Origin of the sequence: Paraburkholderia sp. RL18-101-BIB-B (assembly GCF_046026985.1) — a bacterium.
Lineage (GTDB): Bacteria > Pseudomonadota > Gammaproteobacteria > Burkholderiales > Burkholderiaceae > Paraburkholderia.
Genome location: NZ_JARESV010000005.1, coordinates 178,469 through 202,028 on the forward strand (window position 1 = coordinate 178,469; position 23,560 = coordinate 202,028).

The window sequence follows — 23,560 nt, forward strand, 5'->3', positions numbered from 1 at the left end:
CGGCCATGGCACGGCGGCCGCACCGCGAGCGGCGACGCTTTACGCGACGCGCTTCACCGACGACTGTCCGCCGACCGCGCCGCTCGACAGGAAGCGCTCGCGGATCGACTTGGTGATACCCGCGGCGTCGAGACCACACGCGGCGAGCAGCTTGGCCGGGTCCCCATGATCGATGAACCGATCGGGAAGGCCCAATTGTAGTACGGGTCGCATAACCCCACTTTCAAGCAGGGCTTCGACGCAGGCCGAACCCGCGCCGCCCATTACGCTGCCTTCTTCGACCGTGACGATGGCGTCGTGCGTTTCGGCCAGTTGACGGACCAGATCGGCGTCGAGCGGCTTCACGAAGCGCATGTTGGCGACCGTTGCGTCCAGTTGCTCGGCGGCTGCCAGCGACGGCGCGACCATCGTGCCGAATGCCAGAATCGCAATGCGCTTGCCAGCCGGCTGCGACGTTTCACGACGAATCTCACCCTTGCCGAGCGGCAGCGCCACCATCTGCTTGACGGTGGCGACGCCCGTGCCGGCGCCGCGCGGATAGCGCACCGCCGTCGGGTTCGGTTGCTGCAACGCCGTGTACAGCATCTGGCGGCATTCGTTTTCGTCCGACGCGGCCATCACCGTCATGTTCGGGATGCAGCGCAGGAACGCCAGGTCGTAAGCGCCCGCGTGCGTCGCGCCGTCCGCGCCGACCAGACCCGCGCGGTCGATGGCGAACACCACCGGCAGGTTCTGCAGCGCGACGTCGTGAATCAGTTGGTCGTAAGCACGTTGCAGGAAGGTCGAGTAGATCGCGACCACCGGCTTCATGCCTTCCGCGGCCAAACCGCCGGCGAACGTCACCGCATGTTGCTCGGCGATGCCGACGTCGAAGTAACGGTCCGGGAAGCGCTTCTCGAACTCCACCATGCCCGAGCCTTCGCGCATAGCCGGCGTGATACCGACCACACGTGCGTCCAGTTCAGCTGCGTCGCACAGCCATTCACCGAATACCTGCGTGTAGGTCTTCTTGGACGGCGTGCTGGCCGGCTTGATGCCTTCAGCCGGATTGAACTTGCCCGGGCCGTGGTACAGCACCGGATCGGCTTCGGCCAGCTTGTAGCCCTGGCCTTTCTTCGTCACGACGTGCAGGAATTGCGGACCGCGCAGTTCCTTGATGTTCTGCAGCGTCGGGATCAGCGAATCGAGATCGTGGCCGTCGATCGGGCCGATGTAGTTGAAGCCGAACTCTTCGAACAGCGTGGCCGGCACGATCATGCCCTTGGCGTGCTCTTCGAGCTTGCGCGCGAGGTCGAGCATGGGCGGCGCGACGCGCAGCACGCGTTCGACGCCGGCACGCGCGGCGGCGTAGAAGCGGCCCGACATCAGGCGCGCCAGATGGCGATTCAGCGCGCCGACCGGCGGCGAAATCGACATGTCGTTGTCGTTCAGGATGACCAGGAGCGGCACGTCGTCTTCGACGCCGGCGTTGTTCATCGCCTCGAACGCCATGCCGGCCGTCATCGCGCCGTCGCCGATCACGGCGATGCCCATGCGGTTGTCGCCCTGCAGCTTGCTTGCGACCGCCATGCCGAGCGCGGCGGAAATCGACGTGCTGGAGTGCGCCGTGCCGAACGTGTCGTACTCCGACTCGTCACGTTTAGGGAAACCCGAGATGCCGCCCAGCTGACGCAGCGTGTGCATCTGGTCACGGCGGCCCGTCAGGATCTTGTGCGGATAGGTTTGATGGCCGACATCCCAGACGATCCGGTCGTGCGGCGTGTCGAACACATAGTGCAGAGCAATGGTCAACTCGACCGTGCCGAGGTTGGACGAAAGATGGCCGCCCGTCTGCGATACGCTGTCGAGCACGAAGGCACGCAACTCGTCGGCAAGCGGTTGCAATTGGCGGCGATCGAGGCGGCGCAGGGCTGCCGGGTCGTCAATGGTTTTCAGCAAGTCGTACATCGTCGTTCCATTGTAGGAAAACTTACGCGCCCGCACTTCATACATGCGCTTCGCAACGGAGGCGCGCGGCGGCGGGCTTTCGCGTTCAGCTAACCCGGTTCACCACCAGGTCGGCCAATTCGGCAAGACGCTGCGCGCGTGCGCCAAACGGCGCCAGCGCGGCGTGAGCGTCGCTGCGCAGCTGCGCTGCGAGCGCGCGCGACGCGTCGAGCCCAATAATCGACACGTAGGTCGGCTTGCCGTCCTTCGCGTCTTTACCTGCCGTTTTGCCGAGCGTCGCGGAATCGGTCGTGACGTCGAGAATGTCGTCGACGACCTGAAACGCGAGGCCGACAGCGGCCGAATACGCGTCAAGCGAACGCATGGCGTTCGCATCCGGCGTTTCGCCCGCCAGTGCACCCATGCGCACCGCGGCGCGCAGCAACGCGCCGGTCTTCATGCGGTGCATGGTTTCGAGTTGCGTGCGCGTCAGCGTGTGGCCGACACTCGCCAGATCGATGGCCTGCCCGCCGCACATGCCGATCGAGCCGCTCGCCAGCGCCAGTTCGCGCACCAGCGCGGCCTGCTGCGCCGGGGCCAGAACGTCCGACGTCAACGCGACGAACGCCTGCGATTGCAGCGCGTCGCCGACCAGCAATGCCGTCGCTTCGTCATATTTGACGTGTACCGTGGGCTTGCCGCGACGCAGCGCGTCGTCGTCCATGCACGGCATGTCGTCGTGGACGAGCGAGTACACGTGGATCATTTCCAGCGCTGCCGCCGCCGCGTCGAGGCACTCGGCGCGCGCGCCGGTCAGCTCGCCGGCCGCGTGGCACAGCAGCGGGCGAACCCGCTTGCCGCCGCCCAGCACCGCGTAACGCATGGCTTCATGCAGCGTGGCGGGCTCGGTCGCCTCGCTCGGCAGATAATGTTCCAGTGCCGTTTCGACGCGCTCCAGTACCGAGCGCATCCATTGTTCGAATGTCATAGGTCGTCCCCGCTTTCAGTAGCGGCTGTGCCTGCGGTATTCATGGGCAGCGGCTTGAGCGTCTCGCCGTCGAGCACGCGCACCTGCTGCTCGACCTTCTCGAGCTGCTGCTGGCAAAACGCCACGAGAGCCGCGCCGCGCCGGTAGGCGGTGAGCGATTCCTCGAGGCTGAGATTGCCGCTTTCCATGCGTGCAACCAGCCCTTCCAGCTCCGCCTGGGCGGCCTCGTAATTCTCGGGCAGCGGCGTGGTGTCGACGCCTTCGGCTGGCGTGGCTGCAGTATCTTTCGACGCGGTCTTCGCCATGAATAGTCGCAAAATTAAAACAAGTCGGACATTCTACGGCAAAAGCGATATTTCCGAGCCGCCCGCCGCCCTACGCCCGCCTTCCCGCTGCGCGCCGTCCTAGCAGTCTCGCAGAAAAAAAACGATCGGTCTGCGGCGAAAAAGCCGAACTTTCCTGAGATTTTTGACCCAAATCAGGCACTTAACGGCCCCAAAGAAGGGGAAACAGGTATAATTGCGGGCTCCCTAAATCGAATCTTCGATGGTTGGGTTGTTCACTGCTTTCACGTCTTCACGGGAGTGGGAATGTCCAATCTGAGCAATGCATTGCAGTTGCGGTCTGTCCACAGCCAGCTGCCAGTCACGGCTTACTTTGACGAAGCGCTTCTAACGCGCGAAATCGAAACCCTTTTCAAGAAAGGTCCTCGTTACATCGGCCACGATCTCATGGTGCCCGAAGCGGGGAATTATTTTGCTTTGCCGAGCGAGAGCGAAGGGCGTGTGCTCGTCCGTAACCAGCAGTCACAAGTCGAACTGCTGTCGAACGTGTGCCGCCACCGGCAAGCCATCATGCTCAACGGCCGCGGCCAGACGGAGAACATCGTCTGCCCCCTGCATCGCTGGACGTACGACCTGAACGGCCAGCTCCTCGGTGCGCCCCATTTTGCGGATAACCCCTGCCTGAATCTCGGCGCCACGTCGCTGCAGAACTGGCAAGGCCTGCTGTTCGAAGCGCAGGGGCGCGACGTCGCGCGCGATCTGGCGCGCCTCGGCACCAAGGAACACTTCGATTTTTCGGGCTTCATGTTCGATCACGTCGAAGTGCACGAGTGCAACTACAACTGGAAGACCTTTATCGAGGTCTATCTGGAGGACTATCACGTCGCGCCGTTCCATCCGGGCCTCGGCAGCTTCGTCAATTGCGACGACCTGACGTGGGAGTTCGGCGAGTGGTACAGCGTGCAGACGGTCGGCGTGCACAAGGATCTGGAGCAGCCGGGCAGCCCCACGTACCGCAAGTGGCACGACGAAGTGCTGCGCTTTCGCGGCGGCAATCCGCCTGAATTCGGCGCGATCTGGATGGTGTACTACCCGGGCATCATGATCGAGTGGTATCCGCACGTGCTGGTGGTGTCTTGGCTGATTCCGCGCGGTCCGCAGAAAACCACCAACGTGGTGGAGTTCTATTACCCTGAGGAAATAGCGCTGTTCGAGCGTGAGTTCGTCGAAGCCGAACGCGCCGCCTACATGGAAACGGCCCGCGAAGACGACGAGATCGCGGAACGCATGGACGCCGGCCGCCATGCGCTGATGAATCGCGGCGAATCGCAGGTCGGCCCGTATCAGAGCCCGATGGAAGATGGCATGCAGCACTTCCACGAATTCCTGCGGCGCGAACTCGGTACGATCTGAGTGGCGCCGAACCAGATTCACCAGATTCTTCCGGCAGGATCAATGCATGGAAAGACGGGCTTCGACCCGTCTTTTTTTGTTTAGACTTAGAGGATAGCTTGGCCATCCGTAGGCGGCGCCAAGCCGCCGAGCGGAGCCGCCATCGCCCGCATCGAGCTTTGCATGGGACCCGAGCGAGCGCTAAAGCGCTAACTCTGATCGACAGGAGACGTCATGCCCCACACTCACTACACCACTCTGATTTCCGCGACCAATCTCGCGGAACGGCTTGCCGCCGCGCCGGGCAGCGTGTTCGTCATCGACTGCCGGTTCGATCTGGCCGACACGGAAGCCGGCGAAAAAGCCTATCTGGCCGGGCATCTGCCGGGCGCGCATTACCTGCATCTCGATCGCGATCTGTCGGGGCCGAAGAACGGTCACAACGGCCGCCATCCGCTGCCGGATCGTGCGCGGCTGGTGGAGACGCTGGAGTCGCGCGGCCTGAAGCAGGGCCAGCAGGTCGTCGCGTACGATGCGCAAGGCGGCATGTACGCCGCCCGTGCATGGTGGCTGCTGCGCTGGCTCGGTCACGACGCGGTCGCGCTGCTCGACGGCGGCCTGCAGGCATGGGAAGCCGGCGGTCATCCGCTGACGCAGGACGCGCCGGCCCAGAACACCGGCGACTTCAAGGCAGGCGCGCCGCTGTCCGTCACGGTCGATGCGCAAACGGTCGAGCGCAATCTCGGCTCGAAGGAACACGTGGTGGTCGACGCCCGCGCAGACGATCGTTATCGCGGTGAGAACGAGACACTGGATCGCGTCGGCGGCCACATTCCCGGCGCGCTCAACCGCTTCTTCAAGAACAACCTCACCGCCGACGGCCGCTTCAAACCGGCTCATACGTTGCGCGAGGAATTCCACGCGCTGCTCGCCGACACGCCGCCGGAACACGTGGTGCTGCAATGCGGCTCGGGCGTGACGGCATGCGTGAATGCCCTGGCGATGGAAGTTGCCGGCCTGCACGGCGCCGCGTTGTATGCGGGATCGTGGAGCGAGTGGAGTTCCGACCCGAAGCGGCCCATCGCGACGGGCCCGAATCCTTGAGCGTCCCAGCGAAAGCCACAGCACGTCGTTAGCAAAAAGCCGTTGCCGCCCCGAAAGCGGCAACGGCCTTTTTTATCGCAAGCGAGGGAGCGGGGACCGCCTCAAGCCACCCCATGCTGCTTGAACCACACCAGCACACGGCGCCAACCATCCTCGGCATCGGCCTTCTTGTAGCTCGGCCGGTAATCCGCGAAAAACGCGTGGCCCGCATCGTCATACACGACGAACTGCGAACCACGGCCCGCTTGCGGCCCTTGCGCGACGGCCTGCTTCATCTGTTCGAGCGTGTCCTGCGGGATGCTCTGATCTTGCAACCCGTAAAGCCCCAGCACCGGCGCATGAAGTTGCGCGACCTGATCGAGCGGATTCGCCGGCATCATCGCGTTCTTTTCGCCCGTTACCCGTCCGTACCAGGCGACACCCGCCTTCAGTCGCGGGTTATGTTCGGCGTACAGCCACGCAATCCGCCCGCCCCAGCAAAAGCCGTTCACGCCAAGCCGGTTCAGATCGCCGCCATGCTCTCCGGCCCAGGCGACGGTGGCATCGAGATCGCCCATCACCTGGTCGTCCGACACCTTGCTGACCACTAGCGCGCTGATCTGCTGCATGCTTGCATGAACGGTCGGATCGCCCTGCCGTTCAAAAAGATTCGGCGCGATCGCGAGATAGCCCAGCTTGGCGAAGCGCCGGCATACGTCGGCGATATGCTCGTGCACGCCGAAAATCTCGTGCACGACGATGATCACCGGCAAGTGCGTCTTGCCCTTCGGCTGCGCGCGATAGGCCGGCACCAGCGTGTCGCCGGAGCGCACCGCGATTTCGCCGGCTTCGAGGCCGTCAGTATCGGTATGAATGGTTTGCGCCGAGACGGGCAGCACGGCGGCGGCGAAGCCGGTGCCGAGCGCGGCTTTAATGAAAGTACGTCGGTTGAAGGGGACGTGCGGGACCAGGCTGTCGATATCGGGTTTCAGCATGCGGGCACTCCTCGGTTGAACGTTGGAGGCAACAGGATACGCCTGACAGGCATCCTGTTGCAGATGCAACGTTCCCGGGCCGGCCGGGCGCATCGGCACACGTCAGTGCAGCTTGACCCGCGGCAGCGTGGTGCGGCGCAACCAGTGCGCGAAGGTATCGAGCACCATCCGCGCGTAGCCGTGCAGCGCGGCGATATGCAGCCGGTACAGCGACATATACATGAAGCGCGCGAACAGCCCTTCGATCAGCATATTGCCGCCGATCACCCCGCCCATCAGATTACCGACCGCGCTGAAATGCCCGAGTGACACCAGCGACCCGAAGTCGCGATAGGTGAACTCCGGCAGTGGCTTGTTTTCGAGCCGCGCCGCCAGCGCCTTCATCAAAAAGCTCGCCTGCTGGTGAGCCGCCTGCGCGCGCGGCGGCACGTTGCGCTCGTTGCCCGGCCACGGACAGGCGGCGCAATCGCCGAGCGCGAAGACGTTGTCGTCCGTTTCGGTTTGCAGCGTGCGGCGCACGATGAGTTGGCCCAGCCGGTTGACCGGCAAGCCGTCGAGTTCGCTCAAAATCGCCGGCGCCTTGATGCCGGCCGCCCACACCGTCAGATCGGCGCGCACCGTTTTGCCGCTCGCGGTGCGGATCATGCCGGGCGCGACTTCGGCCACGGTTTCGCCGATCATCAGCTTCACGCCGAGCTTGGTGAGCAGTTCGGCCGTGGCGGTCGAGACCCGTTCCTGCAAAGCCGGCAGAATGCGCGGCCCCGCTTCGATCAGCACGATGCCGACGTCATGCCGCGGATCGAGCTTATGCAAGCCGTATGCGGACAACACCTGCGCGGTGTTGCGCAATTCCGCCGACAGTTCGACACCCGTCGCGCCGCCGCCGACAATCGCCACCTGAATGCGCGGCTCGCCCGTGGACGACGTGCCCGGCCCCGATTCGACCGGTTCATGCACTTGATGCTCGGCGCGCATGCATGCCGCGATCAGGCGTTTGCGGAAACGCTCGGCCTGGCTGACCGTATCGAGTGCGAGGGAAAATTCAGGCGCGCCTTTGACGCCGAAGAAGGCGGTCGTGCTGCCGATCGCGATGATCAGCGTGTCGTATTCGAGCTGGCGTTCGGGCAGCAACTCGGCGCCGTCGTCGTCGAGCACGGTGCCGAGCGTGAGGCGCTTGTTCGCGCGGTCCAGTCCCGTCAGTTCGCCCTGCTGAAATTCGAAGCCGTGCCAGCGCGCTTGCGCGGCATATTCGAGTTCCTGCGTGAACGGGTCCATGCTGCCCGCCGCCACTTCATGCAGGAGCGGCTTCCAGATATGAGTCGGATTGCGGTCGACGAGCGTGACCTGCGCCCGCACACCGCCCTTGCTCTTGTGGGGTGCATAGCGATCGCCCAAACGCGTCGCCAGCTCCAATCCCCCCGCGCCTCCGCCAACCACGATAAAACGATGCATTGAACTCTCCGTGTTTGCCGATGGGTTATGCGTCGTTCGGCGCCCATGAGGATTCACATGAGCGCCGTCTTTCAGCGATTGTCCGCGAGCAGCACGGGTTGTCACAAGCCATCAATACGCATGTGTGACATGCGCACGACGATATCGCGTCCCGTCACACGCACGTCAATGCGCTTCTTCCCAGTTCAGGCCGGCACCCACTTCGGCGACCAGCGGCACTTTCAGGTCGGCGACACCGCACATCAACTCGGGCAAGCGCTTGCGCACGTCGGACAATTCCGCGTCCGGTACTTCGAGAATCAATTCATCGTGCACCTGCATGATCATGCGCGTGCCGATCTTCGAGGCTTCGATCCAGTCCTGCACCGCGATCATCGAGAGCTTGATCAGATCGGCGGCCGTGCCTTGCATCGGCGCGTTGATCGCGGCGCGCTCGGCGGCCTGACGGCGCGGGCCATTGCCGCCGTTGATCTCCGGCAGCCACAGGCGGCGGCCGAACACCGTCTCGACGTAACCCTTGGCCTTGGCGCTCACACGCGTTTCGTCCATATAACGCGCCACGCCTGGATAACGCGCGAAATAGCGGTCGATATAGAGCTTGGCTGCGTCGCGCGTGATGCCGAGGTTCGCGGCAAGACCAAACGAACTCATGCCGTAGATCAGACCAAAGTTGATGACCTTGGCCACGCGGCGTTGATCGTTCGACACTTCGAGCGGCGTCACGCTGAAGATTTCCGCCGCGGTGGCGCGGTGAATGTCTTCGCCCTGCGAGAATGAGCGCAGCAGCGATCCGTCGCCCGAAATGTGCGCCATGATGCGCAGTTCGATCTGCGAATAATCCGCGGAGACCAGCTTGTGTCCGGGCGGTGCAATAAACGCTTCGCGAATACGGCGGCCTTCGCCGGTGCGCACGGGAATGTTCTGCAGGTTCGGGTCGTTCGATGCAAGGCGCCCCGTGACCGCCACAGCCTGCGCATAGTTCGTATGCACGCGGCCCGTGGTGGCGTTGACCATGCGCGGCAGCTTGTCGGTGTAGGTCGACTTCAGCTTCGACAAGCCACGGTGCTCAAGCAGAATCTTCGGCAGCGGATAGTCTTCGGCGAGCTTTTGCAGCACTTCTTCGTCGGTGGACGGTGCGCCGCTCGGCGTCTTCTTGACCACCGGCAGTTCCAGCTTCTCGAAGAAGATCTGCCCGATCTGCTTCGGCGAGCCCAGATTGAATTCGCCGCCGGCCAGCACATACGCTTCGCTTTCCAACTGGATCAGACGCGTGGCGATTTCGCTGCTTTGCTGACGCAGTTTCTCCGCGTCGATCAGCACGCCGGTGCGCTCCATCTTGCGCAGGACACGCGAGGTCGGTAGTTCGATCCCGCGATAGACGTACTCGAGCGTCTTCTCCGCAGTCACTTGCGGATACAGCGCCTGATGCAGCCGCAAAGTGATATCAGCATCTTCCGCCGCGTATTCGGCGGCCTTGTCCAACGCGACTTCGTCGAAGCCGATCTGCCCTGCGCCCTTGCCCGCGACCTCTTCGTACTTGATGGTTTTCACGCCGAGATGGCGCAGCGCGAGGCTGTCCATGTCGTGCGTGCGATGCGATTCGACCACGTACGATTGCAGCAGCGTGTCGTGTTCGACACCGCGCATTTCAATGCCGTAGTTCGCCAGCACCTGCTCGTCGTACTTGAGATGCTGACCGACCTTCTTGTGCTCGGCGCTTTCCAGCCACGGCTTGAGTTTCGCGAGGACTTCGTCGCGCGGCAATTGCACGGGCGCGTCCGGGCCGCGATGCGCGAGCGGCACATACGCCGCCCGGCCGGCTTCAACCGACAACGACAGGCCCACGATCTGCGCAGTCATGGGGTCGAGCGAGGTGGTTTCCGTGTCGAACGAGGTCAGCTCGGCCGCGTTGATCTTCTCGAGCCATGCGTCGAATTGCTCCCACGTCTGCACTGTGTCGTAGTGCCGCTCATGATCCACCGACAAAGCCGGCGCCACATCCGTTTCCGGACCTTCCACGGCGTCCGCGATTTCTACTTCGCGCAGCCACGTCTTAAAGCCGTGGCGCGTGAACACGTCGCGCAACTCCTCGCGCGATTCCGGCCGGCTTTGCAGGCTTTCCTCGATCGACACGATATGGTCGGTCATATCGCAGTTGCGCTCGACCGTGACGAGTTTCCTCGCCATTGGCAGAAAATCGAGCGCTCTGCGCAGATTGTCTCCTACCGCACCTTTAATTTCGTCCGCATGTGCGACGATGCCATCCAGCGACTCGAATTGCGTCAGCCATTTGATCGCTGTTTTCGGCCCGCATTTCTCGACGCCGGGGACGTTGTCGACGGTATCGCCGATCAACGACAGGTAGTCGATAATGCGCTCCGGCGGCACGCCGAACTTGGCGAGCACGCCGGCGCGGTCGAGCGTTTCGTTAGTCATCGTATTGATGAGGGTGACATGATCCGACACAAGCTGCGCCAGATCCTTGTCACCCGTCGACACGATCACATTCATGCCACGCTTTTCCGCTTCGGTGCTGAGGGTGCCGATTACGTCGTCGGCCTCGACGCCTTCGATCATCAGCAAGGGCCAGCCGAGCGCGCGCACGGCCACATGAATCGGCTCGATCTGGCGCGAGAGGTCGTCCGGCATCGACGGGCGATTCGCCTTATAGTCGGGATACCAGTCGTCGCGAAACGTTTTGCCCTTGGCGTCGAACACGCACGCGCTATACTCTGCTGTGACTTCCTTGCGCATGCGCCGCAGCATGTTGATCATCCCGTAGAGCGCACCCGTCGGACCACCGTCGGGGCTGCGCAGATCCGGCATCGCATGGTAGGCCCGGTACAGATAACTCGAACCGTCGACCAATAGCAGGGTCTTACCTTCAAGGCTTCGTTCTTCAGGCATTATGACTAAGAGAAAAGTGATTCCGAGTCTGCGATCACTCGCAGATCAAGAGCGCGCAACGGCCAAAAAGGCCCGCGCATCGTGGCAGATGTTCACGATTATGGCAGAGTTTATCGAGGCGACCGAGTACCTCTCGGAGATTCGTCCGGCTGTCAGCATCTATGGTTCAGCGCGCCTGAAGCCGAACTCGCCCTACTACAAACTTGCCACGCAAATCGCGCGCAAGCTCTCGGATGCCGGCTTCGCCGTGATCTCGGGCGGCGGCCCGGGCATCATGGAGGCGGCCAACAAGGGTGCCCATGCGGGCAAGGCGCCTTCGGTCGGCCTGAACATCGAATTGCCGCACGAGCAATCGGGCAATCAGTGGCAAGACATCTCGTTGCGCTTCCGCCATTTCTTCACGCGCAAGGTCACGTTCGTGAAGAACTCGGACGCGGTGATCGTGATGCCCGGCGGCTTCGGCACGCTGGACGAACTCGCCGAAGTGCTCACGCTGATCCAGACCAAGAAGTCGCGCCATGTGCCGATCATTCTGGTGGGCGCCGAGTTCTGGGAAGGCCTGCTTGCGTGGTTCAAGAACTCGCTCACGCCAATGGGCCTGATCAATCCGACCGACATGGACCTCATGCAGGTCATCGACGATCCGGACCAGGTGCTCGAAGCGGTGCTGAAGTTCTATGAAGACCGCGAAGAAACCGAGCCGCAGCCAACCAAGTCGGACGAAGACCGGATGTTCTATCTGTGAGGCTGCCGCTTCGCGCTCTTGCGCGAGGTGAACGCAAGGCAACGCAGTGCATGAACACGCGCACGCTAACGGGCAGCCTCGAGGCTGCCCGTTTCCGTTTTATCGATTTGATCGCCTTGCGCTTGCAGCCATTCGCAGAACTGCGCCACTAACGGTGCATCCGCGACCTCGCGTCTCGCCACCCACCAGTAGCCGCGTGCATCGATACGCGGACCCGCCAGCGGCACCACGAGCCGTCCCGACGCCAGTTCATCCGCCAGCAAGGGCAACGGACCGAGCGCCACGCCGAGCCCGTCCACCGCGGCCTGCAAGGCCAGATAGAAGTGATCGAACGACTGCTTCTTCCGGCATTTCGCCGTCACCCCAGCCGCCGATAACCAGTTGCGCCAGGCATCCGGACGCGTATCGGAATGCAGCAGCACGTGCCGCGCGAGATCGTCGGCGACCTTGATCGGCGAACGTTGCAATAACGCGGGACTGCACACCGGAATCTCGGTCTCGCCGAGAAAATGGCCGCTCGCGCAGTTGGCCCAATGCGCGGGACCGCGCCGCACCGCGACGTCGAAGCCATCCAGCGTCTCGACCGGCGCGTTCGAGGTCGCCAATCTCAGCTCCACATTCGGCACCTTGCGCTGGAACTGATGCAGGCGCGGCAGCAGCCACTTCATCGCGAAAGTGGGCAACGCATTCACGCGCAGCACACGGACGACGCCGGTGTCACGCAGTTGATCCGTCGCGAGCGCGATGCTGTCGAACGCAGCCTGAACGGTGGCCAGGTAGCGGCGCCCGTCGTCGGTCAGGCGCACGCGCTTGCCGCGACGCTCGAACACCTGCACGCCGAGCCACGTTTCGAAAGCGACGACCTGCCGGCTGATTGCACCGTGCGTCACATGCAATTCGTTCGCCGCGGCGGTGAAGCTCTCATGCCGCGCGGCGGCTTCGAAGGCGCGCAGCGCCGGAAAAGGAGGAAGGTTTCGGGCCATGCTTGTGATTCTAGATCACAAGGCGGTGCTCAAAAATCGTTTTGCTCGACGCCGGTTCGGCGCTAACCTCCTGAGCTTGAACTGGAAGCTAACCAATATGGACCACGATCTCACCTCGTCCGAGCCCGTGCTGGCGCCTACGCCCACATTGCGGGAAATCTTCGGCGGCTTTCTCGGCCTCGGGCTGGTCTCCTTCGGCGGCGCACTGCCGCTGGCGCGGCGCGCATTGGTCGAACAACGCCGCTGGCTGAGCGCCGACGAATTCACCGACTTGCTGGGCCTCTGCCAATTTTTGCCGGGCGGCAACGTGATCAATCTCTCGGTGGCGATGGGCATGCGCTTTCGCGGCGTGCCGGGCGCGCTGGCCGGCCTGCTCGGACTGATCGCGGGGCCGTCGCTGGTGGTGATCGGCCTCGGCGTGCTGTACGAGCACACGCAAAACGACCCGCACGTGCGCCATCTGTTTGCGGGTCTCGCCGCCGCCGCGGCCGGCCTGTTGATCGCGATGGCCGTGAAAATCCTGCTGCCGCTACGGCGTAGCCCAATGGCCGCGCTCATCGCGGCACTCGGCTTCATTGCGATTGCGATCATGCGGCTGCCGCTTCTGCCCACCATGCTGGTGTTGACGCCGCTCAGCATCTATATCGCGTCGAGGAGGGCACGATGAACGAGACGCTCATTGCCCTCGCCGTTATTTTCAGTCAGCTTTCGCTGCTCGCGTTCGGCGGCGGCAATACGATTCTTCCGGAGATGCAGCGTCAAGTGGTGGACGTGCATCACTGGATGCCGGCCAGCGAATTCAGCGCGCTATTCGCACTCGCGCAAGCCGCGCCGGGGCCGAATCTGATGATCGTCACGCTGATCGGCTGGCACGTGGCCGGTTGGGCGGGCATGCTGGTGACGTCGGTGGCGAAGTTCGGGCCGTCGTCGCTGGTGACGATCCTCGCGGTGCATGCATGGGAGCGATTCAAGGACCGCCCATGGCGGCGCTACGCGCAGTTGGGGCTCATGCCGGTGACCGCCGGCATCATCGCGGCGAGCGCGGCGCTGATTGCCGAAGCGTCGAACACGACGGCCATCGCGTGGGCGATCACCTCCTTCACCGTTGTCATGGCGATGACGACGCGCATTCATCCGCTGTGGCTTCTGGCGGTCGGCAGTTTGATCGGGCTGGCGGGCTTCGGGCAGCTTTGACCTTGATCGAGCACGAGCGCGCCGAAGCGGCGCTCGCCCTCGTCTGTCGAAGAAGCCGCTTACTGAAACGCGACTTCCGCGAAGCTGCGCAGCTTGCGGCTATGCAAACGATGCAGCCCGTTCATCCGCAATAGCTCCATCGCCTTCACGCCGATCTGTAGATGCTGATCGACCTGCGCGCGATAGAACTGATCCGCCATGCCGGGCAGCTTCAATTCGCCGTGCAACGGCTTGTCCGACACGCACAGCAAGGTGCCGTAAGGCACGCGGAAACGGAAGCCGTTCGCGGCAATCGTCGCGCTCTCCATGTCGAGCGCAACCGCGCGGCTTTGCGAGAGCCGCTGCACCGGCTCGCGATGATCGCGCAACTCCCAGTTGCGGTTGTCCACACTCGCCACCGTGCCCGTACGCATCACGCGCTTCAGTTCGACGCCGTCCAGTTGCGTGACCTGTGCGACCGCGCGCTCCAGCGCCACCTGCACTTCGGCGAGCGCCGGAATCGGCACCCACAGCGGCAGGTCGTCGTCGAGCACGTGATCCTCGCGCACATAGCCGTGCGCCAGCACATAGTCACCGAGACGCTGCGTATTGCGCAAGCCCGCGCAGTGGCCGAGCATGATCCACGCATGCGGGCGCAGCACGGCGATGTGATCGGTAATGGTCTTCGCGTTCGACGGCCCGACGCCGATGTTGATCATCGTGATGCCGCTGCCGTCCGCGCGCTTCAGGTGATACGCGGGCATCTGCGGCAAACGTGGCGGCGCCGTGCCTTCCTGCTCCTGTTCGCCGAGATTCGCGTTGTACGTGACCACGTCGCCGGGCTCGACGAACGACGTGTATTCGCTGCGATAGGCGCGCAGTTCCTCGTCGTCGGTATGGGCCATCATCGTGCGGCCGAGTTTGACGAATTCGTCGATATAGAACTGGTAGTTCGTGTACAGCACGTAGTTCTGGCAATGCGTGGGCGAGGTCGCCGTATAGTGCTTCAGCCGATGCAGCGAGAAATCGACCCGCGCCGCGGTGAACAACGCGAGCGGATGCGGCTCGCCCGGCAGCGGTTCATACGTGCCGTTGACGATGCGATCGTCGAGCAGCGCCAGGTCCGGCGTGTCGAACACATCGCGCATCAGGAACAGGCGCTCGCGATCCAGATCGCCTTCGAGGTGGATGCCTTCGGCGAAAGCGAAATGAATCGGAATCGGCTGGTCCGACACGCCGACTTCGATCTGCACGTGATGATTCTTTGCCAGCAGGCGCAATTGCTCGCGATAGTAGTTGCCGAACAGATCGGGCCGCGTGACCGTCGTCTCGAACACGCCCGGACCCGCGACGAAGCCATACGAACGGCGCGAGTCGATATGCGTGTTGACCTCGGTGCACACCCGCACGAACGGATAGCAGGCGCGTACCCGGCGTTCGAACAGTTCGTTGCGGCGATAGCGCGCGAAGGCGTCGCGCAGAAACGAAGTGTTCGCTTCGTAGATCGCCGAGAGGCGGGTGACGGCCTCGGTCGCGTCGTCGAAGGATTCGGTTGGGAAGCTGTTGGCGGGAGTCTGCACCGCGCGTTGATTAGTATCGTTGTTCATCTTCATTCGCCTCTAATGATGAGGCCACATTACCACGGAACCGTGACTCGCCAAATCACCTGGCGGTGCTGCAACACACGCTACGGCACCGCTCGCAAGATTGCGCGCACGCCGCACGAAAGCGGCGCAAAATAAGGCGATCGCGCCCGAGGACCAGGTGGGATTTGCTAGAATCGGGGCACCATATTGGAGAATCACCATGAAGCCGCTCCTTCCCGTCGCCGTTGCGCTGGCCCTCGCCTTCGGCAACGCCGCGATGGCTGCCCAGCCTGTCGACGATACACCGGCTCCCGGCGCGCCCCAGTCCGCCAACGAACGGGCCGGTTTGCCCGATCTGGAAAAGATCAATCGTCCGGCCGCCGAGGTCAGCTCGAAGGTTGAAATCAACGTCCCGCGCACGCCGAGCTTCTACGAACGCAGCGCCAACGGCACCGAAATCACCGAATACCGCGACAAAGGCAAGCCCGTCGAAATCAACGTGCATTCGAATCTCGGCACGCGCTATCAGATGAGCGCGCCGCTCGACACGTCGCCCACCGTGCGCGACAACGGCCGTGCAAGCACGCGTTTGCCGTCGGTGCACCTGGCCTATTGATGCATGCCGGGGCGGCGCCCCGGTGTGGGGGCCGCCCCGATCCAGGCGCCCGCGAGGCGCCGTCCCGGGCCTCAGTCTGCTTGCCGGGTCTCACGCTGGTGGTAAGGCGTTGAAATGCCGCAGCGTTTCACGGCCCCGCAAGAACGCTTTTCCGATACCGAATTTGCCGCACATCGCACTGGCCGCACCGCGCCAGCCCGACCAACCTGATCTGACGTTTCCCGCATGGCTGTCTTCACCGCTGTCACCGAACCCCAACTTGCAGAATGGATGAGCCATTACGATCTCGGCGACGTCGTCGAATTTCGCGGCATTTCCTCCGGTATTGAGAACAGCAACTTCTTTCTGACGACGACGCGCGGCGAATACGTCCTCACGATTTTCGAAAAGCTGACGGCCGAACAACTGCCGTTCTATCTCGACCTCATGCGGCATCTGGCTGCGCATCGCGTGCCGGTGCCGGACCCCATGCCGCGCGAAGACGGCGCGCTGTTCGGCACCTTGCATGGCAAGCCCGCCGCCATCGTGACCAAGCTCGAGGGCGCGCCGGAATTGGCGCCGGGCGTCGAACACTGCATCGAAGTCGGGCAAATGCTGGCGCGCATGCACCTGGCAGGACGCGACTACACGGGCTATCAGCCGAATCTGCGCAGCCTGCCGTGGTGGCAGGAAACCGTGCCGACCATCCTGCCGTTTCTGGAAGGCGAGCAACGCGATCTGCTGTCGTCGGAACTGGCGCATCAGGAAGCTTTCTTCGCCTCGGCCGATTACGCCGCGCTGCCCGAAGGCCCCTGCCACGCCGACCTGTTCCGCGATAACGCCATGTTCGCGCACGCCGCGCCGGACACGGGCCACGAAGTGCGCCTTGGCGGATTCTTCGACTTCTATTTCGCCGGCTGCGACAAGTGGCTGTTCGACGTGGCGGTAACGGTCAACGACTGGTGCGTCGACCTCGCCACCGGCAAACTCGACGACGCGCGCACCGAAGCCATGCTGCGCGCCTACCAGACCGTGCGCCCCTTCACCGTCGAAGAAAACCGCCATTGGGGCGACATGCTGCGAGCGGGCGCGTACCGCTTCTGGGTCTCGCGCCTGTATGATTTTCATTTGCCGCGCGCGGCCGAACTGCTCAAACCGCACGACCCCGGCCATTTCGAGCGCATTCTGCGCGAACGCCTAACCGGCGTTGCACTTCCAGGCATCCATACCTCATGCAACTGATCGAAGTCCCCGCGAAAGCCGGCTATGTGTGGTTCCGGCAGGGTATCTGGCTGTTCCGCAAGAACCCGCTCGCGTTCCTGACGCTGTTCTTCACCTATCTGCTGGTGATGACGCTCGTTTCGCAGATTCCGGTGGTCGGCGGCGTGTTGCCGCTGGCCTTCATTCCGGGCGTCGCGGTCGGCTTCATGGCGGCGTGCCGCAACACGATCGCCGGCAAACCGGTGTTTCCGACCATTCTGGTGGACGGCTTTCACTCGTACGGCCCGGTGGTCGCCAAACGGCTGCTGGTGCTCGGCGTGCTCTACGTCGTCGCAATGGCGCTGGTGCTGGCCGCTTCGGCACTCGCCGACGGCGGCATGCTGCTGAAGGTCATGCTCGGCGCCGCCGCGATGGATCAGGACGCGATCGCCAACAGCAATATCCCGCTGGCGGTGATCACGGCCTTCGCGGTCTACATTCCGGTGGCGATGATTTTCTGGTTCTCGCCGATTCTCGCCGCGTGGCATGACGTGCCGCCCGTCAAGGCGATGTTCTTCAGCCTCGTCAGTTGCTGGCGCAACCGCGGTGCGTTTATCGTGTTCGGCGCGCTGTGGTTCGCGGTGGCGTTGACGGTGTCGCTCGGCTTGTCGGCGCTGATGCAGGCGCTGGGCGCGGGCGACTTCGCGTTTGCGATCCTGATGCCCGCCACGATGATCGTCACCACGATGCTGTACTGCTCGTTCTACGCGACCTATCGCGGCTGCTTTGGCGTGCAAACGCCCGAAGCACCGGACTTGCCGACCACACCAGCGGCTTGAGTTCCGTTCAGGCGCGGGCGCTGTTCTGGCGCCCGCGCCTGTGCTGCCCTCTCGGCAGCGCATGCCTTCGCCGTTTCCTGAATCACCAGCTGCACTCGTCAAACTGTGCCGATTTGCGGCACAATGGTTTGCGCGCAATCCATTTGCACGCTCTTTTATACGAGATGCACCATGACCCAGCGCCCCGCTTTGCCTTTCACGCTCGACGAGCAACTCTGCTTCGCCCTCTACTCGACCTCGCTTGCCATGACGAAGGCGTATAAGCCGCTACTGGACAAGCTGGGCCTGACGTATCCGCAATATCTGGCCATGCTGGTGCTGTGGGAGAGCGACGACGTCACGGTCAAAGACATGGCCGCGCGCCTGAACCTCGACTCGGCGACGGTCACGCCGCTACTCAAGCGCCTCGAGACACAAGGGCTGCTGGAGCGGGTGCGCGGCGTCGAAGATGAGCGTCTCGTGTATATCCGGCTCACCAAAGCCGGCTCGGCGCTCAAGCGCCAGGCGCGCGAAGTGCCCGCGGAAATCTTGTGCGCAACCCAGCAGAGGCCCGAATTTCTGCTGCGTTTGCGCGACGACCTGACTCGCCTGCGCACCACCCTCAACGATTACATGGACCTCTAGTCGGCCCGTTGCAAAACGTGCGCTATCGCTATGATGCAAAAATTAATTTGCACACAAATGATTTGTGTACTATCTTACTCACATGCCGCTGCGACAGTGCTCCGCCAGAACGGCGGGCTCGGCAAAGAGCGGCAAATTTGCAGATCCTGACAACCCAGACATAGGAACAGCACCATGAACATCCTCTACAAAGCAAGCGCAACGAGCACCGGTGGCCGCGACGGCCGTGCAGTATCGTCGGACAATGCATTGGACGTTAAGCTGGCAGCACCGCGTGAACTGGGCGGCACCGGCGCAGCAGGTACGAATCCGGAACAACTCTTTGCAGCAGGCTACTCGGCGTGTTTCCTGAGCGCCATGAAGTTTGTCGCCGGCCAGAAGAAGCAGACCTTGCCGGCGGACACGCAAGTCACGGCGGAAGTCGGCATCGGCCCGAACGACAAGGGCGGCTTCGCACTCGACATCGATCTGCGCGTCTCGCTGCCGGGTCTGGACGCCGGCGCGGCGAAGGAACTGGTCGACGCAGCGCATCAGGTCTGCCCGTACTCGAACGCCACGCGTAACAACGTCGACGTCCGTTTGCAAATCGCGTAAGCGACGGATTCGATGCATCGCTAAAGAACCGCTTGAGCGGCGCGGAAAACCTCGCCGCCGGCCACGCACGGCGCCCGCACCCTGCACAATAGGAGCGGGCGCTGTGGCGTTTACCGACGCGGCATGCGATGTGCGACGCAGGGCCATACCGTCGCTTGCAGCGCTCTCGGCCGGCGATAGCGCGGCCATGCACTTAGTTCCACTCTCCACGTTCCTGATGACACGCGTCCGACAACTGAACGACTCCTTCGACACCGGTCTGGTCTGGTTTCGCCGCGACCTGCGCAGCACGGACAACGCCGCGCTCTACTACGCGCTCAAGCATTGCGAAAGCGTGTGGTGCGCATTCGTGTTCGACACGACGATCCTGCAGCCGCTGGTCGACGCGTGGCAGGCTCGTCATCCCGATACGCAGCCGCAGGATCGCCGCATCGAGTTGATTCTTGCGGCGCTGGGTGAACTGGACGAAGCGTTGCGCGCGAACGGCGGCGGCTTGATCGTGCTGTACGGCGAACCCGCCGACCTGGTGCCGAAGCTCGCCGACGAACTCGGCGCGGACGCGGTTTTCGCGAATCACGACTACGAGCCGGTCGCCATCGAGCGCGACGAGACGGTCCGCGAGCGGCTCGCTGAAGCCGGGCGCCAGTGGCTGACGTTCAAGGATCAGGTGATTTTCGAGCGCGACGAGGTGCTCACCGGCCAGAACAAGCCTTTCACGGTGTTCACGCCGTACAAGAACGCATGGCTCAGGCAACTGACGGCCTTCGATCTGAAGCCGTATCCCGTGGAAACCTACACGAAGCATCTGGCCGCGCCGCCGTCGAAGCTGGACCGCCGGTTACCGACGCTCGCTCAACTCGGCTTTGCGCCGAGCAACCTGGCGGAACTGGACCTGCCCACCGGCATGAGCGGCGCGCAGCATCTGCTCGACGACTTCGCGACGCGTATCGACAGCTACAAGGACCGGCGCGACTTCCCCGCCGCCAAAGGCCCGAGCTACCTGTCGATGCATCTGCGCTTCGGGACGGTCTCGATTCGCACACTTGCGCGCCTCGCCCACGAGATGTCGCTGCAACCCGACGGGCAAGGCTCCGCGACGTGGCTGTCGGAGCTAATCTGGCGAGACTTCTACTTCATGATCCTGGCGCATCATCCGCGGCTCGCAAGCGGCGCGTCGTTCAAGGAAGAGTACGACCGGCTGCGCTGGGAACAGGGCCCGGAGGCGGACGAAGCGTTCGCCGCGTGGTGCGACGGCCGCACGGGCTACCCGCTCGTCGACGCCGCGATGCTGCAACTGAATCGCACCGGCTATATGCACAACCGCTTGCGGATGGTGACAGCGAGCTTCCTGGTGAAGGATCTGGGCGTGGACTGGCGGCTCGGCGAACGGTACTTCGCCGAACAGTTGAACGACTTCGATTTCTCGGCGAATAACGGAGGTTGGCAGTGGGCGGCGTCGACAGGATGCGACGCGCAGCCTTATTTCCGGATCTTCAATCCGATCACGCAGTCCGAAAAATTCGACGCCGAAGGACGCTTTATCAAACGCTATTTGCCCCAGCTCGCGAAGCTGCCATCGAAGTGGATTCATGCGCCGTGGCTGGCGGGAGCGGACCGGCTCGCGGAATTCGGCGTGGTATTGGGCAAGGACTATCCGGCACCGATCGTCGACCATGCCGAAGCGCGGGCACGCACGCTGGCCCGTTTCGGCAAGTGAGCACCCGCTTACGCCGTTTTGCTTTGATTCCAGATATCTGAAGGAGACTCGGGGATGCGCCGATTGCCGTCGCTGCTGGTGTTTCTTGTTTTGGCGTTCGCAGCCGCGTTCGTTGCGAGCCGGTTTTTGCCCGACGCCTGGTACGTGGCGCTGCAAAAGCCCGCGTTCAATCCGCCGGACTGGGTGTTCCCGCCGGCGTGGTCGGTGCTGTATGTGCTGATGGCGATTGCCGCCTGGCGCGTGTGGAAACGCGACGGCCTGAGCGCATCGATCGTTTTATGGCTGGTGCAGTTGCTGTTCAACGCGGCCTGGATGTGGCTCTTTTTCGGCCTGCATCGACCGGGCGTGGCGCTGGCCGATATTTTGATACTGCTGATCTTGATCGTCGCGCTGACATGCGCATTCTGGCGACGAGACCGCTGGGCAGGCGGATTATTGATGCCCTATGTCGCCTGGGTGGCGTTCGCCGCGGTGTTGAATCACGCGTTGTGGCAATTGAATCCGGCTGTCTGAGTGCTTGCGACAATCTGCGACAGCTTGGGCGCCTCACCCGAACACCGGCGTCGCAATCCGCGCCGATGTTTTTGACTTGCGCAGCTTAGTGCTGGCTCATCCACGACGGTTGGCGAAGGTTCGCCTCACGGTCCAGCTTACGCATACGGAATTCCAGATCGTACAGATCCGTTGCTTCGGCGAGGAAAGCGTCAGCGCGTTCTTTCGCGAGTTGATCGGGCGATTTGGTCAGAAACAGAAACAGGCGGCTAAGCAGATACATGGTCAACCTCGGCAATGAGTTTAGGCGTTAACGCCTAAGGGATAACCCGTATTATAGGGAAAACCCTAGGAACGCGCCAGCACTCATTTCGAAGTGTTGCTCCAACGTCACCGTGCGCCCGCTGAGGCCGCTGCGGCGTCCGCTTCCGCGATACGACCCGTGCCTGTGCGGCGCTGGTGCTTGAAAAATTCCCACACCATGGCGCTTGCGTCGGGACCTTTGGCTGAATGAAACGGCACGGCGTCGTCGCCACCGCTCCAGGCATGGGCGAGCCCTTGCACGCGGCACAGACGCACCACACGCCGCCCGCCGCGCAGGTAGTCGCGCATGACCACGCCGCCCTTGCGGTCCTCGCGGACTTCACCGGATTTGCGCGCGCCGTTCTGGTCGACGATGCGGTTCAGGCGGAGAAACTGCACGGCCAGTTGGTCGGCATTGATCGGCGAGACCACATGGTCGGCGTCGCCGTGGATGATGATGGCCGGCATGCCGGGGTAACGCGCCACGTCGGCGGTTTCGTCGACCAGTTCGGCCGGTTCGCGGCGCGCACCGCGCCGCATCACGTCCATCGCCGCGACGCCGGAACGCGCCTCGCCGAAAGCGGGGCCGGAATGCAGCGCGACCGCTGCGAAATGCTCCGGATAGTTGACGGCCAGAAGCGCCGTCAGGCCGGCGCCGGCGGAGATTCCGGCGACGTACACGCGCTCGCTGTCGAAACCATGCTGCGCGACCAGGGCGTCCACCAGCGACACCACCGCGCGCGCTTCGGCACCGCCGGCGCTATCGCCGGCGTCGTACCAATGCCAGCAGCGGTGCGAGTGCACGTGCTTCGACTGTTCCGGATAAACCACGGCAAAGCCGAAGCGGTCGGCGAGCACGTTCATCCGCGTGCCTTCGGCGAATTCGTCGATCGACTGCGTGCAGCCGTGCAGCATCACCACCAGCGGCATGGCCTCGAGCGCATGGCCCGTCGGGACATACAAGCCGTACTGAAGATGATTGACGAGCCGGCCGGGCGCGGCGGGCGCCGAGTGGAACGAGCGCGTCCACGAGCCGCTTGCCCATGCCGACGCGCGCGGACGGACCCGCGACTCGCGGGCGGCGGCACGCGGCACTTCGCGCTTGGCGGGCGCACGCACCACCGCATCCAGCTTGACCGGGCGAACTTTGGTGGACGGCTTACTGGTGGCGGGCCGGGCCGGTCGCGTCGTGGTCCGCTTGGTGGTTTTGCGGGCGTGCTCGGTTTGGATCGCGAGCAGCCGCTTCAGACCGCGCAGCCAGATTTTCGATAGACTTTTTGCCATTGGCGGAAAACCTCGCAAAAAGGGACAGGGTCCGTCCGGTAGAACGGCGCTTTGTTGTGCAATGCACAATAACACCAATCCTCATGCGATGCTGGAACCCTGGAATGCTATCCGGGACCGAATTTTCCGCTTGGCGAACCTTGTCACGAGGCTGGCGTCAAAGCCCGGCAAGGCTCGTCCGCTGTTTATCTGCCATTTGTCGGCCGAATCTTTATCACTTGTTCGTCAGCTAACGTTAAGCGGCAAAAAGCTACGTGCGCGGCGCGCCGCCCTGCAGCACCCGTCTATACTGGCGGTTGATTCTTTGCCGCGCGGGACTTACGCCGCGCCGGCCGAGTCGGCGATTTGCGCCGCTCGTGCGTTAACCCACCACCAACCCGATTCTACGCGGCCTTGGT

22 protein-coding genes are annotated in these 23,560 nt (G+C 63.3%); 12 read left to right on the top strand and 10 right to left on the bottom strand.

Going from position 1 to position 23,560, the window contains the following annotated elements; all coding sequences use genetic code 11:
- Nucleotides 1–39 precede the first annotated feature (39 nt).
- The 3 genes from dxs to P0D73_RS11465 all read right to left on the bottom strand — a co-directional run bounded on the left by dxs (nt 40) and on the right by P0D73_RS11465 (nt 3,219).
- Nucleotides 40–1,947, bottom strand: coding sequence for a 1-deoxy-D-xylulose-5-phosphate synthase (gene dxs / locus P0D73_RS11455; protein WP_132383738.1), 1,908 nt, complete (start codon nt 1,945–1,947; stop codon nt 40–42).
- An 85-nt stretch (nt 1,948–2,032) separates the two neighbouring features.
- Nucleotides 2,033–2,914, bottom strand: coding sequence for a polyprenyl synthetase family protein (locus P0D73_RS11460; protein ID WP_408287033.1), 882 nt, complete (start codon nt 2,912–2,914; stop codon nt 2,033–2,035).
- Nucleotides 2,911–3,219: an exodeoxyribonuclease VII small subunit gene (locus P0D73_RS11465; protein WP_007178839.1), complete on the bottom strand. Its 309-nt coding sequence runs from the start codon at nt 3,217–3,219 to the stop codon at nt 2,911–2,913. The genes P0D73_RS11460 and P0D73_RS11465 overlap by 4 nt, the downstream gene beginning before the upstream one ends.
- A gap of 285 nt (nt 3,220–3,504) precedes the next feature.
- Here P0D73_RS11465 and P0D73_RS11470 point away from each other — a divergent pair, with 285 nt between their 5' ends.
- Nucleotides 3,505–4,611: an aromatic ring-hydroxylating oxygenase subunit alpha gene (locus P0D73_RS11470; RefSeq protein WP_408431394.1), complete on the top strand. Its 1,107-nt coding sequence runs from the start codon at nt 3,505–3,507 to the stop codon at nt 4,609–4,611.
- A 213-nt stretch (nt 4,612–4,824) separates the two neighbouring features.
- On the top strand, nt 4,825–5,694 hold the full coding sequence (locus tag P0D73_RS11475; protein ID WP_132383732.1) for a sulfurtransferase: 870 nt from the start codon (nt 4,825–4,827) through the stop codon (nt 5,692–5,694).
- Between the two features lie 101 nt (nt 5,695–5,795).
- On the opposite strand, the gene P0D73_RS11480 is transcribed toward P0D73_RS11475, so the two are convergent.
- The 3 genes from P0D73_RS11480 to polA form a co-directional block, all read right to left on the bottom strand.
- Nucleotides 5,796–6,668: a dienelactone hydrolase family protein gene (locus tag P0D73_RS11480; protein WP_408431396.1), complete on the bottom strand. Its 873-nt coding sequence runs from the start codon at nt 6,666–6,668 to the stop codon at nt 5,796–5,798.
- A gap of 102 nt (nt 6,669–6,770) precedes the next feature.
- A complete protein-coding gene (locus P0D73_RS11485) occupies nt 6,771–8,120 on the bottom strand; it encodes an NAD(P)/FAD-dependent oxidoreductase (protein WP_132383728.1) in 1,350 nt (449 codons plus the stop codon).
- 165 nt (nt 8,121–8,285) lie between these two features.
- Complete coding sequence (polA, locus tag P0D73_RS11490) at nt 8,286–11,027, bottom strand: DNA polymerase I (protein ID WP_408315951.1); 2,742 nt, start codon at nt 11,025–11,027, stop codon at nt 8,286–8,288.
- A gap of 1 nt (nt 11,028) precedes the next feature.
- On the opposite strand from polA, the gene P0D73_RS11495 reads away from it, so the two are divergent.
- Complete coding sequence (locus P0D73_RS11495; protein WP_106282655.1) at nt 11,029–11,772, top strand: LOG family protein; 744 nt, start codon at nt 11,029–11,031, stop codon at nt 11,770–11,772.
- A gap of 65 nt (nt 11,773–11,837) precedes the next feature.
- Here the strand turns inward: P0D73_RS11495 and P0D73_RS11500 are convergent, their stop codons facing one another.
- Complete coding sequence (locus P0D73_RS11500) at nt 11,838–12,755, bottom strand: transcriptional regulator GcvA (protein ID WP_408431398.1); 918 nt, start codon at nt 12,753–12,755, stop codon at nt 11,838–11,840.
- Between the two features lie 97 nt (nt 12,756–12,852).
- Here P0D73_RS11500 and P0D73_RS11505 point away from each other — a divergent pair, with 97 nt between their 5' ends.
- Both P0D73_RS11505 and P0D73_RS11510 read left to right on the top strand, forming a co-directional pair.
- Entirely contained in the window at nt 12,853–13,422 is a 570-nt protein-coding gene (locus tag P0D73_RS11505) for a chromate transporter (protein ID WP_408431400.1), read from the top strand.
- On the top strand, nt 13,419–13,949 hold the full coding sequence (locus tag P0D73_RS11510; RefSeq protein ID WP_132383722.1) for a chromate transporter: 531 nt from the start codon (nt 13,419–13,421) through the stop codon (nt 13,947–13,949). The genes P0D73_RS11505 and P0D73_RS11510 overlap by 4 nt, the downstream gene beginning before the upstream one ends.
- Nucleotides 13,950–14,008: 59 nt before the next feature.
- On the opposite strand, the gene P0D73_RS11515 is transcribed toward P0D73_RS11510, so the two are convergent.
- Nucleotides 14,009–15,535, bottom strand: a complete 1,527-nt coding sequence (locus P0D73_RS11515; RefSeq protein ID WP_012428586.1) for an AMP nucleosidase — start codon at nt 15,533–15,535, stop codon at nt 14,009–14,011.
- Nucleotides 15,536–15,734: 199 nt separating this feature from the next.
- Between P0D73_RS11515 and P0D73_RS11520 the strand changes: the two genes are divergently transcribed.
- The 7 genes from P0D73_RS11520 to P0D73_RS11550 all read left to right on the top strand — a co-directional run bounded on the left by P0D73_RS11520 (nt 15,735) and on the right by P0D73_RS11550 (nt 21,596).
- The gene (locus P0D73_RS11520; protein WP_132383720.1) at nt 15,735–16,130 is read left to right on the top strand and encodes a hypothetical protein; all 396 of its coding nucleotides are present in this window, start codon (nt 15,735–15,737) and stop codon (nt 16,128–16,130) included.
- A 225-nt stretch (nt 16,131–16,355) separates the two neighbouring features.
- Complete coding sequence (locus P0D73_RS11525; RefSeq protein WP_408178495.1) at nt 16,356–17,351, top strand: homoserine kinase; 996 nt, start codon at nt 16,356–16,358, stop codon at nt 17,349–17,351.
- Entirely contained in the window at nt 17,342–18,148 is an 807-nt protein-coding gene (locus P0D73_RS11530; RefSeq protein WP_132383716.1) for a BPSS1780 family membrane protein, read from the top strand. The genes P0D73_RS11525 and P0D73_RS11530 overlap by 10 nt, the downstream gene beginning before the upstream one ends.
- Nucleotides 18,149–18,319: 171 nt before the next feature.
- Nucleotides 18,320–18,772, top strand: coding sequence for a MarR family winged helix-turn-helix transcriptional regulator (locus P0D73_RS11535; RefSeq protein ID WP_408431402.1), 453 nt, complete (start codon nt 18,320–18,322; stop codon nt 18,770–18,772).
- A 174-nt stretch (nt 18,773–18,946) separates the two neighbouring features.
- Nucleotides 18,947–19,366: an organic hydroperoxide resistance protein gene (locus P0D73_RS11540; RefSeq protein WP_106282649.1), complete on the top strand. Its 420-nt coding sequence runs from the start codon at nt 18,947–18,949 to the stop codon at nt 19,364–19,366.
- 217 nt (nt 19,367–19,583) lie between these two features.
- Nucleotides 19,584–21,083, top strand: a complete 1,500-nt coding sequence (locus P0D73_RS11545) for a cryptochrome/photolyase family protein (RefSeq protein ID WP_408431464.1) — start codon at nt 19,584–19,586, stop codon at nt 21,081–21,083.
- Between the two features lie 54 nt (nt 21,084–21,137).
- On the top strand, nt 21,138–21,596 hold the full coding sequence (locus P0D73_RS11550; RefSeq protein ID WP_408287015.1) for a TspO/MBR family protein: 459 nt from the start codon (nt 21,138–21,140) through the stop codon (nt 21,594–21,596).
- Nucleotides 21,597–21,681: 85 nt separating this feature from the next.
- Here P0D73_RS11550 and P0D73_RS11555 read toward each other — a convergent pair whose 3' ends face one another.
- The gene (locus P0D73_RS11555; RefSeq protein WP_132383708.1) at nt 21,682–21,858 is read right to left on the bottom strand and encodes a DUF3563 family protein; all 177 of its coding nucleotides are present in this window, start codon (nt 21,856–21,858) and stop codon (nt 21,682–21,684) included.
- Nucleotides 21,859–21,965: 107 nt separating this feature from the next.
- Nucleotides 21,966–23,162 carry an extracellular catalytic domain type 1 short-chain-length polyhydroxyalkanoate depolymerase gene (locus tag P0D73_RS11560; RefSeq protein ID WP_132383706.1) on the bottom strand — a complete coding sequence of 399 codons (1,197 nt, stop codon included), beginning with the start codon at nt 23,160–23,162 and terminating at the stop codon, nt 21,966–21,968.
- Nucleotides 23,163–23,560: the final 398 nt, after the last annotated feature.

Bases quoted from the DNA above. Each gene is read 5' to 3' on its own strand.
- dxs (WP_132383738.1), bottom strand. From the start codon at position 1,947: ATGTACGACTTGCTGAAAACCATTGACGACCCGGCAGCCCTGCGCCGC.
- P0D73_RS11460 (WP_408287033.1), bottom strand. From the start codon at position 2,914: ATGACATTCGAACAATGGATGCGCTCGGTACTGGAGCGCGTCGAAACG.
- P0D73_RS11465 (WP_007178839.1), bottom strand. From the start codon at position 3,219: ATGGCGAAGACCGCGTCGAAAGATACTGCAGCCACGCCAGCCGAAGGC.
- P0D73_RS11470 (WP_408431394.1), top strand. From the start codon at position 3,505: ATGTCCAATCTGAGCAATGCATTGCAGTTGCGGTCTGTCCACAGCCAG.
- P0D73_RS11475 (WP_132383732.1), top strand. From the start codon at position 4,825: ATGCCCCACACTCACTACACCACTCTGATTTCCGCGACCAATCTCGCG.
- P0D73_RS11480 (WP_408431396.1), bottom strand. From the start codon at position 6,668: ATGCTGAAACCCGATATCGACAGCCTGGTCCCGCACGTCCCCTTCAAC.
- P0D73_RS11485 (WP_132383728.1), bottom strand. From the start codon at position 8,120: ATGCATCGTTTTATCGTGGTTGGCGGAGGCGCGGGGGGATTGGAGCTG.
- polA (WP_408315951.1), bottom strand. From the start codon at position 11,027: ATGCCTGAAGAACGAAGCCTTGAAGGTAAGACCCTGCTATTGGTCGAC.
- P0D73_RS11495 (WP_106282655.1), top strand. From the start codon at position 11,029: ATGACTAAGAGAAAAGTGATTCCGAGTCTGCGATCACTCGCAGATCAA.
- P0D73_RS11500 (WP_408431398.1), bottom strand. From the start codon at position 12,755: ATGGCCCGAAACCTTCCTCCTTTTCCGGCGCTGCGCGCCTTCGAAGCC.
- P0D73_RS11505 (WP_408431400.1), top strand. From the start codon at position 12,853: ATGGACCACGATCTCACCTCGTCCGAGCCCGTGCTGGCGCCTACGCCC.
- P0D73_RS11510 (WP_132383722.1), top strand. From the start codon at position 13,419: ATGAACGAGACGCTCATTGCCCTCGCCGTTATTTTCAGTCAGCTTTCG.
- P0D73_RS11515 (WP_012428586.1), bottom strand. From the start codon at position 15,535: ATGAACAACGATACTAATCAACGCGCGGTGCAGACTCCCGCCAACAGC.
- P0D73_RS11520 (WP_132383720.1), top strand. From the start codon at position 15,735: ATGAAGCCGCTCCTTCCCGTCGCCGTTGCGCTGGCCCTCGCCTTCGGC.
- P0D73_RS11525 (WP_408178495.1), top strand. From the start codon at position 16,356: ATGGCTGTCTTCACCGCTGTCACCGAACCCCAACTTGCAGAATGGATG.
- P0D73_RS11530 (WP_132383716.1), top strand. From the start codon at position 17,342: ATGCAACTGATCGAAGTCCCCGCGAAAGCCGGCTATGTGTGGTTCCGG.
- P0D73_RS11535 (WP_408431402.1), top strand. From the start codon at position 18,320: ATGACCCAGCGCCCCGCTTTGCCTTTCACGCTCGACGAGCAACTCTGC.
- P0D73_RS11540 (WP_106282649.1), top strand. From the start codon at position 18,947: ATGAACATCCTCTACAAAGCAAGCGCAACGAGCACCGGTGGCCGCGAC.
- P0D73_RS11545 (WP_408431464.1), top strand. From the start codon at position 19,584: ATGACACGCGTCCGACAACTGAACGACTCCTTCGACACCGGTCTGGTC.
- P0D73_RS11550 (WP_408287015.1), top strand. From the start codon at position 21,138: ATGCGCCGATTGCCGTCGCTGCTGGTGTTTCTTGTTTTGGCGTTCGCA.
- P0D73_RS11555 (WP_132383708.1), bottom strand. From the start codon at position 21,858: ATGTATCTGCTTAGCCGCCTGTTTCTGTTTCTGACCAAATCGCCCGAT.
- P0D73_RS11560 (WP_132383706.1), bottom strand. From the start codon at position 23,162: ATGGCAAAAAGTCTATCGAAAATCTGGCTGCGCGGTCTGAAGCGGCTG.